Origin of the sequence: Alkalihalophilus pseudofirmus OF4, from assembly GCF_000005825.2 — a bacterium.
In the GTDB taxonomy this organism is placed as follows: domain Bacteria; phylum Bacillota; class Bacilli; order Bacillales; family Bacillaceae_D; genus Alkalihalophilus; species Alkalihalophilus pseudofirmus.
Map to the genome: position 1 here is coordinate 2,629,031 of NC_013791.2, position 15,815 is coordinate 2,644,845.

A 15,815-nucleotide genomic window follows, 5' to 3' on the forward strand; every position below is an offset into this window, starting at 1 on the left:
CTAGGGGTCCTAGCAAAAGGATTCTTAGGATGCTTTTCGCTTTATTTTATGAGTTTGTCTTTAACTTCAATCAAATCTTTAGGGAGTGGAGCAGAAAAATGAAGATGCTTCCCTGTAAACGGATGAATCAATTCAACTCTTTGGCAATGGAGAGCTTGTCTTGCCAACAATTCTATACTGCCCCCGTAAAGATCATCCCCAAGTAACGGGTGCCCTAAGTGAGCAAAGTGTACACGAATTTGATGAGTTCGGCCCGTTTCAAGATTAATCTCTACTTCAGAATAAGCTTGATTATCATTGATTACTTTATAATGAGTAATCGCCTCTTGACCATCAGCTGCAACCATCCGCTCAATAATACTTGAGGGCCTTCTTTTAATGGGAGCGTGAATCGTTCCTTCTCTCGGTTGAACAAAGCCTTCAGCTAAAGCCAGGTAATATCGTTTCAGCTTACCAGCCCTTTGTCCTTTAGACAACTGATCATGAGCTAACCCATGTTTAGCTACAACTAAAAGGCCTGAAGTATCACGATCCAGCCGGTTAACAGCATGAAAGGTAAAGGGAATATGATGGCTTTCATAGTACCCCATAACGGCATTAGCAAGCGTACGACTTGGATGCTCTCTAGATGGAATGGTAGGCATTCCCTGCGGCTTATTTATCACTAAAAGGTGGTCATCTTCATAGTGAATATCCAGGGGGATGCATTCAGGCCTCAGTGATTCATTTTTAGGCTCAGGCGGCACATACACTTCCACTCTGTCCCCACTGAATATTGTTGTTCGAACCGTGACTTCCTTCTGATTAACTAGAATTTTTCCACCCTTAAATTTTATGTCAGCTAGCGATTTCTTAGAAATTCCAATAACGTCTCTCAAAAACGTTCTAAGGAGGATTCCCTCATTAATTCCCTCATTGATTGAAGAACAAGCGTTTGAAGAAACAACATTCGCTGGTACAACCCACTCTATTTTACAAGACATGCTTTCACTTTGAGACATGTTACTCACCGATAAATGAATCCTTTACCCGTTTCCAAAATGGGAACGGTCTAAATCTAGCGAACCTGATCTTCTCTTCGGCAACCCGGCATTGAATCGACTTCACTCTTTTGTGATCAAGTGTATAGTGATCAATCGTTACTTGAACATCAACATTATTTAATGGCTTTAACAAACAGGTATGATGCTGCGGCAAGACAAGCGGTGAGCCTACTGTCCGGTATACCCTGTTGTTAATCGAAGCCATTTCAGCTATTTGAATGGAAGCAAGAGAAGGGTGCAAAATAGCACCGCCAAGAGCTTTATTGTAAGCTGTACTTCCAGATGGGGTTGAAATACATAACCCATCACCGCGGAAGACCTCAAATGTATCTCCTTTAATTTGTACATTACTTACAAGAGAACCTTCTAAGCTTTTAACCGTACATTCATTTAATGCAAGATGGCGCTCAGACTTCCCTTCGCCCTCATGCCTAATGACGACTTCAAGCAGCGGGTATTCAACAATTTGATAAGGAGTCTTAGCGATGTGAATCACAAGCTTTTCCACCTCATCTGGCACCCAGTCTGCATAAAATCCTAAATGGCCTGTATGGATTCCTACAAAAGCAGTATCTTCAAGACGTTCACTGTAGTCGTGAAAAGCTTGAAGCAAGGTACCATCTCCGCCCACTGTTACAACCATCTCAGGAGTTTCTTCATCATATACTAATCCAAAATCTAACAAATATCGTTTGATTCGCTGTTGTAATGTGTTAGATAGATCATCACCACGTGAAGTGACAGTAAATTTCATATGGTCCTCATCCCTTCCTGCTCCTATAGCTTTCTGCCTTGCTCTTGTTTTTGAATAAATATTTCCTGAGCATCTCTTACCTCATCACGTATAATCGACATTTCCTCATCGAGCTTAAAGGCAGCTTCGGCCGCACGCATTAACCTCATCTTTATATCTTCTGGAATTTCTCCGCTGTACTTATAATTAAGAGAATGTTCAATCGTTGCCCAAAAGTTCATTGCAAGCGTGCGGACTTGAAGCTCTACTAATACTTTCTTCTCGCCTTCAATTGTCTGGACAGGATAACGGAGCACTAAATGATACGAACGATATCCGCTTGGTTTCTTTTCCACCACATAATCCCGTTCTTCTATGATGTCAAAGTCTGTGCGTGTGCGGATTAACTTTATAACTGTTTCAATATCTTCCACAAATTGTGTAACAATACGAACTCCCGCAAGATCCTGCATTTTATCCTCAAGTTCATTTAAAGGAATATTTTTTCGTTTTGCCTTATCTACAATGCTAGAGATAGGCTTGACTCGCCCAGTAACAAATTCAATCGGTGTATGATTAGAAGATCGCTGATATTGTTCGCGCAACCCTTTTAATTTCACTTTCAACTCTTCAACCGCTTGCTTATAAGGCATTAAAAAAGTTCCCCAGTCACTCATTCAATCACCATCCGTCCAATACTAAACAGTCTTTTTAAACACTTCACAAACAGCGGTCTCTAATTCTTCACCATAATTGCTGTTTCCTTCAATATTCTCCAAAAGAAAATCTAGTTCTGCATGCAGCTGCACTAATTCAAGTGTATGATTAGAATCAAATTCTAAAATAAGCGGGGTCTCTGTCTTATACGCTTCATCGAGCATAGGCCATGTATTTTGACCAAAAGATACATAGTAAAACTGCTCATCGTCTTCTATTATGTATATAAGTGCTAACCCATCAGAATCAACCAGCATTCTCTCTCCGGCTTTGATTCCCTTGATTTCATCCTGAGTAAATGTATGCTCACACGCTGCAGCATACCCCTCACTATTTTTTGTAATTTCTAATACGTTCAACTTCTTCATAGTACCCTCCAACATTCACATTCATAGAGTATTTATCTTCAATAGTTTACCACACAAGTTTACCACACACTTATGTTCATTCCTATTAGAAGCACAAGGGAATTAAGATCTGTATTGAGTGGACAACAGAGCTGTGAGATAATGAGAAAATCTCAAAATATAAGGACGTGAGCCGATATGTCGCAAGAAATTGAAATTGAAGTAAAATCATTAGTTACAGAACAGGCTTTCCACCATTTAATCCAAAAAGTAAACTACTCTGTTGAACATGCTGTTACTCAAAAAAATCATTACTTTGAAACAGCTGACTTTATTCTTAAAAGTAAAAGATCTGCCCTTCGAATTCGAGAGAAAGAAGGGAACTATACGCTGACTTTAAAAGAACCGAACAATAAACCCGAACAAGAAGGCTTACTTGAAACCCATCAGATGCTCTCTTTAAATGAAGCAGAGCATGCTATTAATACAGGAGAACTTCCTTCAGGTGAGGTGTGTGAGCAACTCATGCAGCTGGGTGTTAACGTAGATTCATTAACCTACTTAGGTACATTGACAACAAGCCGGATCGAAGGAGAATATGAGAACGGCATTTTGTGCTTTGATAAAAGTACCTACTTAGATCAAGTAGATTATGAAGTTGAATTTGAAGGCAGTACTTTATCGCATGCACAAAGCGTAATAGAAAACCTATTAACGAGCGCCAACCTCTCCCAAGCCCCTACACCGAATAAAGTTGAGCGTTTCTTTGACAGAAAACAACAATTATCATCATAAACTAATTGTTGCCTAGTGAAATATTTGGTAAAGTTAGGTTAAATCTGTTACGGAGGTAACCTTATGGATTTCTCATTTTTAAACTCTGTCAACACGCAGCCTTTTATAAGAAATGTGACTCAGGACACGACGACTCAAGCCGCTTCTTTACGCCCTCTCTTTGCTGCCTTCTTACAGCAAGAGAATACAAATGAAATAAGCAATTCGATGGTGGGTACTTCGATAGGTAGAAACCAAGACTTATTTATGAACCCCTCATTAAGAGACCGTTATTTATTTTTGCAGATGCAACAATCAAGTGTATCTGATCAAGCTAGTCAGGTTCAAAGCCGAACGAGCAAAGGGGATAAGGTTCATTCACAAGAGCATCAATATTCAAAGCCATTAAACAACAGCGCCCCATTTGCCTCCTTTATTGAAGCTGCAGCAAAAAAATACAATGTAGACTCAAAGTTAATTTATGCTGTGATTAAACACGAGTCTAACTTTAACCCATCTGCTAGAAGTCATGTAGGAGCGACTGGTTTAATGCAGCTGATGCCAGCTACTGCCCGTATGCTTAAGGTAGATAATATGTTAGATCCTAAACAAAATATTGAGGGCGGAACTAAATACTTACGTCAAATGCTTGATAAATATAAAGGAGACGTGAAACTTGCTCTTGCGGCATACAACGCAGGACCAGGAAATGTTGACCGTTATAATGGCATCCCGCCATTCAAAGAAACCCAAAATTACGTCCCAAAAGTGTATAATACGTATCTAAATGCATGAGTACACCCCCCTTTCATCCTTATAAGGGGGGTGTTTTTTTACTGTTTCTTCTTTATTTTTACCAATGTAGTGAAATAGGTCGCTCCGCCGCCAAAATCGGAAAGTTTATTCGTAGTTAAAGCATTTGTATTCTTCCCGCCAAATGCTTTATGCGGCCATACCCCTCTAATCATGATGACCGATTCAGCTACACGATCGTCAACTTTCACCTTCACCTCAATGGACCCATTTCGATTAAACAGCGAAACCGTGTCGTGCTCAACAATTTTACATTTCCCTGCTGTTTTCGGGTGAATAACGGCAAGAGGCTCTTCTTCCCCCTCGTCATAAAAACTTGATAGAAATTGACTATTTAAACCCCTTCGATGCGGTGAGGATAAAAGCCACCATTCATCCTCCCCCCTTTTCATCAATTTATTGATGGAAGGGACAGGTGGTAAGCCGTGTTGTTTCATTTGTTCTGAATAAAATTCAATTTTACCAGATGGAGTAAGGTAATCTCCCGCCGTCCAAGGTTCCACATCATCTACATCTTCTAAAGGCCATTTCACAGTCTTCCCTGCTAACAGATCTTCTTGCCAGTGTTTGGGCTTGTCTATTATGGCCTGTCGGATAAGGGAATCATCGTCTTCTAAAAAACACTCTTCTTTAAAACCACATGCATCCGCCAGTCTTCTAAATAATTCCGTATTACAAACCGCTTCTCCTAGAGGCTTAATGACCGGTTTCCCTATTTGCCAGTAGCGATGCCAGTAGGATTTATATAAGTCTAGATGCTCCATCGCTGTTGTTGCAGGTAGTACATAATCTGCATACATGGCCGTTTCAGTCATCGTTTGCTCATGCACAACTGTAAATAAATCTTTTCTTTTTAACCCTTTTAAAACAGTCATCTGATCTTGATTCACTGAAGCTGGATTACTATTATAGACAAACAATGCTTTAACAGGGTCCTTTCGTGCCGCCAATGCCTCACCAAGACTATTCATATTAATAAGCTTTGCTTTTTCTGTCCGAAGATCGGGCCGCTCAAGTGCTTTTGAATTCACCCTGCCTTGACTTAAATTAAAAAAGATCGCTCCCCCGCCCCGATGCTGCCATGCACCGGTCAACGCTGGCAAACATAAAATCGCCCGTGTATTCATTCCTCCGTTTGTATGGTGCTGCTGCCCATTGCCAATACGGATGAAGGAAGCTTTATGTGCAGCATACTTAATAGCTAATTGCTTAAGCACTTCTGCTTTAACACCAGTCATTTCTTCTACATATTCAGGGGTGTATGCCAAAGCTTCTTCTTTCAAATGATCTACACCTATTGTATGACGGCGGATAAATGTCTGATTAACCAGCTCCTGTTCAAATAAAACATGAATCAAACCTAAAGCAAGCACACCGTCAGTTCCAGGAGCCACTTCAATATATTGATCTGCTTTTTTAGCAGTTTCTGTCCGCTCTACATCAATTACAATAACTTTCGCTCCCTTTTTTCTCGCTTCTTCTATTAGCAGCCATTGATGGATATTTGTTAGCAGTGTATTCGCTCCCCAAATAATGATGAGAGATGAATGGACAGTATCTTCAGGATCTAAACCGACTTGTGCACCCATCGTATACAAAAAAGCAGCATTACCTGCAGCTGAACATATCGTACGATCAATCATTGCCGAATTAAGACGATTAAAGAAGCGCCGGTCCATGCTGGCATTTTGAATGACTCCAATCGTACCGCTGTAACTATACGGCAGGATGCTCCTCCCTCCGTATCTCTTTTTCACGTTTAAAAGCTCTGTTGAGATCTCTGCTATTGCTTGACTCCAACTTATCTCTGCAAACTTTCCTTCCCCTTTTTCCCCTATTCTTTTGAGCGGTTTTTTCAGCCTTTTTTCTGAATAGATCTTTTTAGGATAATGTCTTACCTTTTCACAAATGACTCCTTTTGTAACAGGGCGGCTCGCTTGTCCGGTGACATGTTGCACAACACCTTGTCGAACACCTACGGTCAGACCGCAAGTATCAGGACAATTATGAGGACATACTGTATGTAACTTGGTCATGTTCATAACTTTCGGATGATTCAAAAGAACCGCTCCCCTTCTTTTTAAAAAGCTAAAGGCTATTCTATACTGTTAATAGCAAACAGATTATTTGCCGAAGTTGTTTGAGGTTGCTACAATATGAAACAGTAATGATTGAGCAATTATAATCACAAACAGTAAGGTAAAGATAGGTCAAATTATACAGCTACTCTTTTATATTAATTATACTAGCTCTCACCTTAAGAGTGTACTGGCTGTGTGTTAAGGAGCGAGATACATGTCAAACCAAATGACACCCTATGAAGCCCTCGGCGGAGAAGCCGTTCTTTCAGAGTTGGTCGATACGTTTTATTCATACGTAGCTAATCATCCGGACCTAGCCCCCTTATTTCCAAAGGATTTAACGGAAACGGCCCGTAAACAAAAACAATTTCTGACTCAATTTTTAGGAGGTCCTTCCCTTTATACAGAAGAGCATGGACATCCTATGTTACGAGCAAGACATATGCCATTTCCTATATCTAAAAACGAAGCAGAAGCATGGTTGTCTTGTATGAATAAAGCAATGGACACTGTGAATGTAGAAGGTCTTATACGTGAATACATGATGGAAAGACTGACGATGACTGCTCATCATATGGTTAATAAATAGAGCTTCCTACAATGATAAAGCTTTTAAGAAAGGAGAATGACCATTGAAACCAAAAGAGCTCCATTCATCTTGTGATAACGAACACGGCATATGTGGTCTGGATCCTGAACACCCCTTGCAAACAAAACGTAAGCCGCTGGAAATATATACTTTTATTGATCCGCTATGCGCAGAATGCTGGGCGTTTGAACCGATATTAAAAAAGCTCCAAGTTGAGTACGGGGCTTATTTCAAAATTCGATTTCTAGTCGCTGGTCGATTACAAGCATGGAATTTCTGCCAAGAAACAAAAAAAGGCTTAGCCAAAAAGAGTGAAATAGCTAAGGTTTGGGAAAAAATTGCTCATGAAACCGGGATGTCATGTGATGGGGATGTATGGTTAGAACATGAATGGTCTTCTCCATATAAAGCATCCATTGCCATTAAAGCTGCGGAACTACAAGGGCCGCACGCAGGTTCACGCTTTTTGCGTAAATTAAGAGAGTATTTGTTTTTGGAGAAAAAAAACATTACCGAAGATGAGATCATTATGAATTGTGCCGAATCTGCTCATTTAGATTTAGAAGAATTTAAGAAAGACCTTGAGTCACCACTTGCAAAGAAGGCTCTTCAATGTGATATAAAAACAACAAATGAGATGGGCGTTGAAGTGGTTCCGACCTTTGTTTTCTTCAATAATAATGTAGACGAAGAAGGTTTAAGTATTACAGGCTTGTATCCTTATCACATCTACGTTCAAATGATTGAAGAACTCCTAGGCTATACACCGGAAAAAGCCGAGCCTATTTCGATCGAAGAGTTCCTTAAGAGATATAATTTCGTGGCGACAATTGAAGTAGCGGTGGTGTTTGATTTAGCTCCTGAAGAAGCTGAAAAGCAATTAAAATTGTTAAAACTTCAGCAAAAAGTAGAAGCCGTGCCGGTGAAATACGGAACCTTTTGGAGGTATATCGGCAGCTAAAAGAGTTGATAAAAGAGCGTCTCAATATGAGGCGCTCTTTTCATCCTCTATGGGGGAGAGAATGTGATGTGTTTCACATGTATAGAATATCAAATGAATCAAGGTAAGACAATATTGATTCTGCATCGTTCATCATATCGTCATATGTGTAAAAACTTGTCTTAAACAGACCTTACCCTCATATATATATTACATACCTACTGACTTAAGATGACTATTTCCTAATGAAAGGAAGATTGACATTGACCAAGGCAAAGCGCTTTATCGGGCTCATTTTAATCATCATTGCCTTTTATTTTTACATCTTATCCCTAATGAGTATGTTCCCACTGTTTGTTGCAGCTCCACTATTGTTTCTTTCTATTATATTTACCATTAGTCCTCCATTGAAACAAAACCGATTTAAGGGGTACAGATAGCTTATATCAAAAAGGCCTCGCGTTTATAGTCAACGCGGGGCCTCCTTACAATGTATACATTTACCTATGCTTTTAATAAACGTTCCATTTCATCAAGTGTTTCTTCAAATAAACGGAGCGCTTCTTCAATTGGCTCTTTAGACGTCATGTCTACACCAGCTTCCTTCAGCACCTCGATTGGGAAATTAGAGCTCCCTGCTTTTAAGAAGGATAAGTAACGATCAACCGCTGGCTCCCCTTCTTCTAATATCTGCTTTGAAAGAGCTGCTGCAGCACTGTAGCCCGTTGCATACTGATAGACATAGAAATTGTAATAGAAATGAGGGATACGTGCCCATTCTAAACCAATCTCTTCATCTACAACCATTTCTTCACCGAAATATTTCTTGTTTAATTCATAATAGGTTGTTGTTAACAATTCAGGGGTCAAAGCCTCCCCGTCAGCAGACAGTTCATGAATTTTTTGCTCAAACTCAGCAAACATTGTCTGCCTGAACACTGTCCCTCTAAATCCTTCTAGAAAATGATTTAACAGGTACAGTTTTTGTTGTTTATCTGTTGTCGTTTTAACTAAGTAATCATTTAATAATGATTCATTTAACGTCGAAGCAACTTCAGCGACAAAAATAGTGTAATCCCCATAGACATAAGGCTGATGCTTACGAGTATAGTAGCTGTGCATACTATGGCCAAATTCATGAGCTAATGTAAATAAGTTATCGATGTTATCCTGCCAGTTCATTAAAATGTAGGGCATCGTTCCGTAAGCACCTGAAGAATAAGCCCCGCTGCGCTTACCAACCGTTTCTTCTACGTCGACCCAGCGTTTAGTAAAACCTTCTTTTAAGACGTTCACGTATTCTTCTCCAAGCGGCTCGACCCCTTGGATTACAAGATCTTTAGCCTCTTCATAAGAAACTTTGACCTTGCTGCCTTCTACTAACGGCGTATACAAGTCATACATATGCAGCTCTTCAACGCCTAGTACTTTTTTGCGCAGCTTCACATATCGATGCAGCAAGTGAATATTTTTATTAATCGTTTCTACTAACTGGTCATATACCACCTCTGGGATATGATTTTGACTTAATGCTGCCTCCCTAGCCGAGCGGTACTTCCGTACATTTGCAAAGAATAAATCTTTTTTCACTTGGCCGCTCAATGTTTGAGCAAAGGTATTTTTAAACTGCCCATATGTATTATAAACGGCTTTAAATGCATTTTCTCTCACTTTACGGTCTTTTGACTCAAGTAAAGATATAAATCTGCCATGAGTAATCTCTACATCTTCACCATCTTCATCCTTTATTGTCGGAAATGTTAAGTCTGCATTGTTTAACATACCAAACGTCTGCCCAGGACTTTGAAGCGCTTCACTCGCTTGAGCTAAGATTGCCTCTTCTGCTTCAGATAACACATGCGGCTTTTCTTTATATAATTCTTCCAACATGTGCTCATATCTGTTTAATCCCTCGTGTTCATTAATAAATTGCTTGATTATTTTCTCATCAAGCTCTAGCAGTTCAGGAGTTAAATATGCTACAGATTGTGCAACTTGTGCACTTAGGCTCATTGCTCTGTCATGCAGCCCTTGATAGAGTGAATTTGTTGTATCTTCATCATTGCGCATATGAGCATAAGTATATAGTCTGTTTAAGCGCTCGCTGATCTCATCTTGCTTTTGAAGTGCTTCGTATAGACTGTCAGCTGATTCTCCTAGTTTCCCTTTATATGCGGTCATTTGCGGGTAAAGAGATTTTACAGCAGAAAACTCTTCTTCCCACTCTTTATCTGTCGCAAAAATAGCTTCTAGGTCCCATTTTGAAGCTTCAGGTACCTCAGTTCTTTTTAAACGTTGTTTAGCCAAGATTAATCCCTCCAAATATGATCACTCAAAAAGAGAAGGTGTGAAATCATTCCTTCCCAACTTATAGTATTCGTCATCAAGGAGAATTTTCCTTTCTTTATTAACTATCCATATTTAAGTTTTTACGGGATTGATGCAATAGTTTATGATCAAGCTGGTTCGCTTCCTCTACAGTAGTGGGAATTACAGCATCCCTAAGCCTCATATACGTTTTGGGCTGCTCAGAGATTACCTGCAGAAAGCCTGCTTCCGTTAAAAATGTGAGATACCCAGCTAGCGTTTCTTCTAAATAGACTGGCTGATAAAAAGACCTCATTTTCAGCCAACGTTTCCCTTCCTTTTTAAGAAAGCATGAATGAATAGAACGAAACGTAATAGGGTGGTGAATTGGCTTTTGAAGAAGACAGGCATACAATAAATACGTCTGCCAAATATGAGGAGAGGTTTCAATCAAGGAATAAGAAGGAGTGGGCCATCCAGCCTCTATGGGAAACAAAGAAGGCGGGATACGGTGATGATACAATAATTGATGAAAAAATCGATCGGTTGGGGTGGGGTAAGGATATATTTTAGCATAGCGCCATTTCTTTTTGACCTCTATCCAGTTCTCATTAAATGATGAAATTGGCTCTGGCATATGCAATAAGTGGGATAGTAAAAAGTCCTGATTCGAAACTTCACGAAGGGGAGCTACGTGTTTCATTTTAGAGATCGGAGCGGGGTGTGTGAGAGTGATAAATTTTTGAAGGTCGGAACAATAATAGTGAATGACAGAGGGGATATCACGTAGAATCGAACTGGCATACCATTCAAACGATTGGATAGAAAAGACCTTTGCACCTACCCTTTTTAAACGATTGCCGCCAAAAATCCAAATAGGAATGATGCCAAGCTGCTCATACCCTTTCGACCTTTTTCGTATTTGGCTCTCTTCAATAACTGAACATTGATATTCGATAGCATAAAGCTGATCTTTCACTTTGAATAACACATCTGGTCTTTGTCTAATGAGCGGAAGATATACTTCAAGTGCAGCTTTATAGCCCTGTTTTCTGATCCATTCATACAGCTGCTTTTTCCCTCTCAAATGATAAAGGGATTCAGGCTCCCCTTGAACAGTACATGAAGATCCTTTTTTGTGAGCAAAATGCCATTGTTTCTTGTCGCCAATCTTGAGCAGCAGTTCGGCTGTACAACAGGGACAATAAAAATTCACTTCCTCTCTCATATCCTTTAACTGGATATAGGTCCACTGATCACACATTGAAATAGTTGAGCCATCTTTTAGTTTTGCAGTTAACAACTGAGGAACACCTCCATTCTAAGATAAGGATTTATTCGACCTCTTCTTCTAGATCTCCTGTTTATTTCAAATAATTAAATCATTCATTTAATTGAAATAAAAAATCCCCATTCTTAATTAATAATAAGAAGAGGGATTTATGACTTATTTGTACGTTTACAATAATGGTGATAAAAGCCTTGAGGTTGATTCAATAAGCCGATGGAAAAATGGTCGGTTTTTAAACAATGAAAAGTTAATTTGGTTAGAATGCTCGAGATCGTAAACATAATCACTTACAAGCTTTGTCACACTGCTCGTACGATATAAATAGGCATTCACCTCAAAGTTTAAATGAAAACTTCTCATATCCATATTAGATGTGCCTATTGATGCTATCTCATGATCGACAATAATTATTTTACTGTGCATAAAACCACGGTTATACTCGTAAACCTTTACTCCTGCTTCAAGCAGCTCAGGGAAATAAGACCTTGAGGCATGAAAAACAATTCGCTTGTCTGGACGGTTTGGGACAAGGATTCGGACATCAATCCCGCTTAAAGCGGCAATTTTTAAAGCACTTAAAATATCATCATCTGGAATGAAATACGGACTTGCAATCCAAATCGATTTTTTTGCAGAAGTGATCATTGAAAAGAATAGCTTCTTATTCACTTCCCACCTCGTATCCGGCCCGCTTGCAATCATTTGAACGCCGCCATCGCCCTTTGTCATTGATAGTGAAGGAGATAAATACGTTTGGTTTAAAATCGTTTCACCTGTCTGATAATGCCAGTCCTGCAAGAAAATAAGCTGAAGTGTTCTAACAGCTTCTCCTCTTACATACAAGTGTGTATCTCTCCAATAACCAAAGTATGCATCTTTACCTAGATATTCATCACCGATATTTAAACCACCGACAAATCCTACTACCCCATCGATGACAATAATCTTGCGATGGTTACGATAATTAATCGTATGAGTTAAAAAAGGTAATTTTACAGGTGAGAACGAAACCATTTCCACTCCTGCATCCCGCAGTTCTTCGACATATGACTTCGAAAGCTTCCAGCTCCCTACCCCATCATATAAAAAACGTACGTGAACTCCTTCCTTGGCTTTAGAAATTAAAATATCTTTAATTTGGTTACCAAGGTCATCATGCCGAACGATATAATACTCAAGATGAATATGGTGTTCTGCCATTTTTAGTGCTTGCAGGATATGAGCATAGGTTTCCTTTCCATCTGTTAATACTTTCGTTTCACTTGAAAAGGAGATCGGGTTTTTGCCTAACTTATGAGCTAAGCGGAACAATAATTGTTGATGCCCTCCCATTTTCTTCAGCTGCTCTTCATTTAACTGCCGCTGCCCCTCAATTTTTTGAAAGGCTCGTTCATCTTCTATTGCTTTTTTAGAAAACCGCTTACTTTTTCTATGATTTTGTCCAAACATTAAATAAAAGAAAAAGCCGACGACTGGAAATGCCGCTAACACTAGAAGCCAAGTAAGGGTTTTTGTAGGATGTCTGTTCTCAAAGAAAATAATAATGCCAATAAATATAACGGATAGAGTAAACACAACGCTCAGTGTTCCTACCATCCAGCTTTGCAGAAAACCTCTTGAAATGTACAGGGCCGCAAATAATAGCGCAAAAAAAGCTAAAACATTTAATCTGTTTTTCATTTTATTCTCCCATGGCAATTAATAAATGGTGGTTGATTAACAACCTTATTTTAACATTGATCAAGATAAAAGAAAGCCGACTTCTTTATGAAATCGGCTTACATCAGTTAATTTTGTGGAAAATGACCTCTTAGGTGTTTAAGAGCATATTCTCCAATAATTTCCTTGCCGTACTCTTGCATACGGTGAATGGAAAGGTCTGTTTCGTATCCATATTCAAGCATTTGACTTAACATGTCATCCTGCTCATCTTCGTTATATTGATCGTCATTAAATAGCACATGCAAATAATAACGTCCTTCGAAATGATATAGTTCATTTTCAAGATCGTCTATAAAAAAGTTATGGCTTAACGAAATAATATCTTCAAAATCATTAAAACCAATCACAATTTCCAGCTGATCTGTATCAATACCTTCATCGTCTTCACTTGAATGACCTGTCATTAAGTCAACGATGTTCTCGTCAGTATTTTCTTTATCCTGACTTACAGGGATTTCGAGTTTCACATTGCCATCACTCACTTGTCCGCGGGTAACCACAATTTCTAACCCTTTATCTAATGCATGAACTTGAATCCATAAAGGTCCATCTAATTCAAATTCATCTCGGTCATTTGCCTCATTCATCATTTCGAAGAAGAGCTCTTCGCCACGTTCACGATTATACCAAATTTCGTCTCGGTCAAAGCCCCGGTCCTCAATATCTTTATACGTAATAAAGAATTTAATTGTTGTATCATTCACGCGTTCAATATCCATGTTCGCTCTCCCTCCTATCGAACTTTAATCAAACAGAAAAGTAAAAGTCTATATCATTCTTATCGACTCAGCTTGCCCTATTTCATACTAAAGTAACCTACATCCTTACTGGTCTCAATCTTAGCTGGTTTCAACGATCAATTATTTAAGACATGATTTATAGAGCATATTATCTGTTTCTTATATTTTATGACATATAAGCTCAAAATGGAAATCTAAAAACCTATTTTTCTATGATTTTTCAGAAAAAAGGCGTTCCAATAATCACACTGCTTCATTTATGAGGTTTTCATCATAATTTAGCCTGCCTATAAATATATGTGTTCTATAGAGTGTGAAGACAAGCTAGATCATTTTGGCTCGTTAGCTGTTATGACTTTTAATTGTTACAGATCACTTTATGTTATGTCAAGAATAAATATGATGGATTTAGCTTATACACTATAGGAGCTGATGCATAAATGGATATAGATTGGTTGATATCATTAGTAACCATTATCGGTGTAGACATTATTTTAGGGGGAGACAATGCGATTGTTGTCGCCTTAGCATGCAGGCATCTTCATCCAGATGTTCGTAATAAGGCGATTATTTTAGGAATTACATTAGCCCTTTTGATTAGAATGTGCTTAACTTTTATAGCAGTAGAATTACTAGCAATTCCGTTTTTATTAGCAATTGGCGGTGCTCTATTAATTTACATAGCCTATTCCCTTCTAGCTACACCAGATGACCATACTACTATTAATGGCGGAAACAGTCTTTATTCAGCAATAAAAGCAATAGTCATTGCAGACTTTGTTATGGGTTTTGATAATGTCATTGCTGTAGCGGGAGCCGCTCACGGAAATACAACCCTTGTTTTAATAGGCCTCCTCTTTTCAGTGCCTATTATTATATGGGGCAGCAAAATCATTCTAAAAGCTTTTGATCGCTTTCCTATTATTATTTATTTCGGTGCTGCCATTTTGGCCTTTACAGCAACGAGAATGATTAAGCACGAAAACATGTTATCGCCTCTATTTACTCATCACCCATCTTTTTCAATTGCATTTCAAGTTATAGTCATTGGGGGGGTTCTTCTTCTAGGCTATCTTACAAAGAAAAAATACATGCGCCACATTATATAGTGAGATGAGAAAAACCTTCTAGTTTATGTTTTAACTAGAAGGTTTTGTATTAGTTAACCATGCGTTTTGCTTCTTCTAAGTGGAAAGAACGAACTTTCCTTGGTAAGAATCGACGAATTTCCGCTTCATTGTATCCAACTTGCAGGCGTTTCTCATCAAAAATAATCGGGCGACGAAGCAAGCCGGGATGATCACTAATTATTTTGAAGAGTGTTTGAAGTGATAAAGATTCTAGTTCTACATTTAACTCTTGAAACACTTTTGATCTTGTTGAGATGATCTCGTCCGTTCCATCTTCGGTCATGCGTACGACTTCTTTCACTTCTTCCACTGAAAGCGGCGCAGAAAAAATATTACGTTCTTCAAACGGAATATTGTTTTCCTCTAACCATGCTTTTGCTTTTCGACAAGATGTACAACTTGGTGAAGTTAATAATGTAACCATCGTGTGGACCTCTCCTTCCAGAATTGAGATCTATTGATGAAGATTGTTGGGAATTGTCTTATAGATCTAATTATAATGGATTTTTTAAGTTTTGTATAGGTAAAGTTCAAATTATCTATACAATAGTTGAACAAAGTACTCTATATGCACTTACCTAATACCCT

At 38.8% G+C, this 15,815-nt stretch carries 15 protein-coding genes; 5 read left to right on the plus strand and 10 right to left on the minus strand.

What is annotated here, in order from left to right:
• Positions 1 to 41: 41 nt before the first annotated feature.
• The 4 genes from BPOF4_RS13405 to BPOF4_RS13420 are packed head-to-tail and all read right to left on the minus strand — an operon-like array spanning position 42 to position 2,861.
• Positions 42 to 1,010 (minus strand): RluA family pseudouridine synthase, encoded by a 969-nt coding sequence (locus tag BPOF4_RS13405; protein WP_012959714.1) that lies wholly within the window; start codon positions 1,008 to 1,010, stop codon positions 42 to 44.
• Positions 1,003 to 1,797: an NAD kinase gene (locus BPOF4_RS13410; protein ID WP_012959715.1), complete on the minus strand. Its 795-nt coding sequence runs from the start codon at positions 1,795 to 1,797 to the stop codon at positions 1,003 to 1,005. Before BPOF4_RS13410 ends, BPOF4_RS13405 begins: the two co-directional genes overlap by 8 nt.
• Before the next feature lie 23 nt (positions 1,798 to 1,820).
• Entirely contained in the window at positions 1,821 to 2,453 is a 633-nt protein-coding gene (gene yjbM, locus BPOF4_RS13415) for a GTP diphosphokinase (RefSeq protein ID WP_031311579.1), read from the minus strand.
• A 21-nt stretch (positions 2,454 to 2,474) separates the two neighbouring features.
• Positions 2,475 to 2,861 (minus strand): UPF0738 family protein, encoded by a 387-nt coding sequence (locus BPOF4_RS13420; protein ID WP_012959717.1) that lies wholly within the window; start codon positions 2,859 to 2,861, stop codon positions 2,475 to 2,477.
• 177 nt (positions 2,862 to 3,038) lie between these two features.
• Here BPOF4_RS13420 and BPOF4_RS13425 point away from each other — a divergent pair, with 177 nt between their 5' ends.
• Together BPOF4_RS13425 and BPOF4_RS21235 are read left to right on the plus strand one after the other, a co-directional pair.
• Entirely contained in the window at positions 3,039 to 3,635 is a 597-nt protein-coding gene (locus BPOF4_RS13425; RefSeq protein WP_012959718.1) for a CYTH domain-containing protein, read from the plus strand.
• A gap of 63 nt (positions 3,636 to 3,698) precedes the next feature.
• Positions 3,699 to 4,409 (plus strand): lytic transglycosylase domain-containing protein, encoded by a 711-nt coding sequence (locus BPOF4_RS21235; RefSeq protein ID WP_012959719.1) that lies wholly within the window; start codon positions 3,699 to 3,701, stop codon positions 4,407 to 4,409.
• 38 nt (positions 4,410 to 4,447) lie between these two features.
• Here the strand turns inward: BPOF4_RS21235 and BPOF4_RS13435 are convergent, their stop codons facing one another.
• Positions 4,448 to 6,487: a molybdopterin-dependent oxidoreductase gene (locus tag BPOF4_RS13435; RefSeq protein WP_012959720.1), complete on the minus strand. Its 2,040-nt coding sequence runs from the start codon at positions 6,485 to 6,487 to the stop codon at positions 4,448 to 4,450.
• Positions 6,488 to 6,722: 235 nt separating this feature from the next.
• Here BPOF4_RS13435 and BPOF4_RS13440 point away from each other — a divergent pair, with 235 nt between their 5' ends.
• Positions 6,723 to 7,097, plus strand: coding sequence for a globin domain-containing protein (locus tag BPOF4_RS13440; protein ID WP_012959721.1), 375 nt, complete (start codon positions 6,723 to 6,725; stop codon positions 7,095 to 7,097).
• A gap of 43 nt (positions 7,098 to 7,140) precedes the next feature.
• Positions 7,141 to 8,058, plus strand: coding sequence for a ClpXP adapter SpxH family protein (locus tag BPOF4_RS13445; RefSeq protein WP_012959722.1), 918 nt, complete (start codon positions 7,141 to 7,143; stop codon positions 8,056 to 8,058).
• A 483-nt stretch (positions 8,059 to 8,541) separates the two neighbouring features.
• On the opposite strand, the gene pepF is transcribed toward BPOF4_RS13445, so the two are convergent.
• The 4 genes from pepF to mecA all read right to left on the minus strand — a co-directional run bounded on the left by pepF (position 8,542) and on the right by mecA (position 14,076).
• A complete protein-coding gene (gene pepF, locus BPOF4_RS13450; protein ID WP_012959723.1) occupies positions 8,542 to 10,344 on the minus strand; it encodes an oligoendopeptidase F in 1,803 nt (600 codons plus the stop codon).
• A gap of 100 nt (positions 10,345 to 10,444) precedes the next feature.
• Entirely contained in the window at positions 10,445 to 11,647 is a 1,203-nt protein-coding gene (locus BPOF4_RS13455) for a competence protein CoiA (protein ID WP_012959724.1), read from the minus strand.
• A gap of 156 nt (positions 11,648 to 11,803) precedes the next feature.
• Positions 11,804 to 13,315 (minus strand): cardiolipin synthase, encoded by a 1,512-nt coding sequence (cls, locus tag BPOF4_RS13460; protein ID WP_012959725.1) that lies wholly within the window; start codon positions 13,313 to 13,315, stop codon positions 11,804 to 11,806.
• A gap of 107 nt (positions 13,316 to 13,422) precedes the next feature.
• Positions 13,423 to 14,076, minus strand: coding sequence for an adaptor protein MecA (mecA, locus tag BPOF4_RS13465; RefSeq protein WP_012959726.1), 654 nt, complete (start codon positions 14,074 to 14,076; stop codon positions 13,423 to 13,425).
• A gap of 461 nt (positions 14,077 to 14,537) precedes the next feature.
• On the opposite strand from mecA, the gene BPOF4_RS13470 reads away from it, so the two are divergent.
• Entirely contained in the window at positions 14,538 to 15,206 is a 669-nt protein-coding gene (locus BPOF4_RS13470) for a TerC family protein (RefSeq protein WP_012959727.1), read from the plus strand.
• A gap of 49 nt (positions 15,207 to 15,255) precedes the next feature.
• Here BPOF4_RS13470 and spxA read toward each other — a convergent pair whose 3' ends face one another.
• Entirely contained in the window at positions 15,256 to 15,651 is a 396-nt protein-coding gene (spxA, locus tag BPOF4_RS13475; RefSeq protein WP_012959728.1) for a transcriptional regulator SpxA, read from the minus strand.
• Positions 15,652 to 15,815 lie beyond the last annotated feature (164 nt).

Excerpts from the sequence above, each read along its gene's own strand:
- BPOF4_RS21235 (WP_012959719.1), top strand. The coding sequence starts at position 3,699 with ATGGATTTCTCATTTTTAAACTCTGTCAACACGCAGCCTTTTATAAGA.
- BPOF4_RS13440 (WP_012959721.1), top strand. The coding sequence starts at position 6,723 with ATGTCAAACCAAATGACACCCTATGAAGCCCTCGGCGGAGAAGCCGTT.
- BPOF4_RS13410 (WP_012959715.1), bottom strand. The coding sequence starts at position 1,797 with ATGAAATTTACTGTCACTTCACGTGGTGATGATCTATCTAACACATTA.
- BPOF4_RS13420 (WP_012959717.1), bottom strand. The coding sequence starts at position 2,861 with ATGAAGAAGTTGAACGTATTAGAAATTACAAAAAATAGTGAGGGGTAT.
- mecA (WP_012959726.1), bottom strand. The coding sequence starts at position 14,076 with ATGGATATTGAACGCGTGAATGATACAACAATTAAATTCTTTATTACG.
- BPOF4_RS13425 (WP_012959718.1), top strand. The coding sequence starts at position 3,039 with ATGTCGCAAGAAATTGAAATTGAAGTAAAATCATTAGTTACAGAACAG.
- yjbM (WP_031311579.1), bottom strand. The coding sequence starts at position 2,453 with ATGAGTGACTGGGGAACTTTTTTAATGCCTTATAAGCAAGCGGTTGAA.
- spxA (WP_012959728.1), bottom strand. The coding sequence starts at position 15,651 with ATGGTTACATTATTAACTTCACCAAGTTGTACATCTTGTCGAAAAGCA.
- BPOF4_RS13470 (WP_012959727.1), top strand. The coding sequence starts at position 14,538 with ATGGATATAGATTGGTTGATATCATTAGTAACCATTATCGGTGTAGAC.
- cls (WP_012959725.1), bottom strand. The coding sequence starts at position 13,315 with ATGAAAAACAGATTAAATGTTTTAGCTTTTTTTGCGCTATTATTTGCG.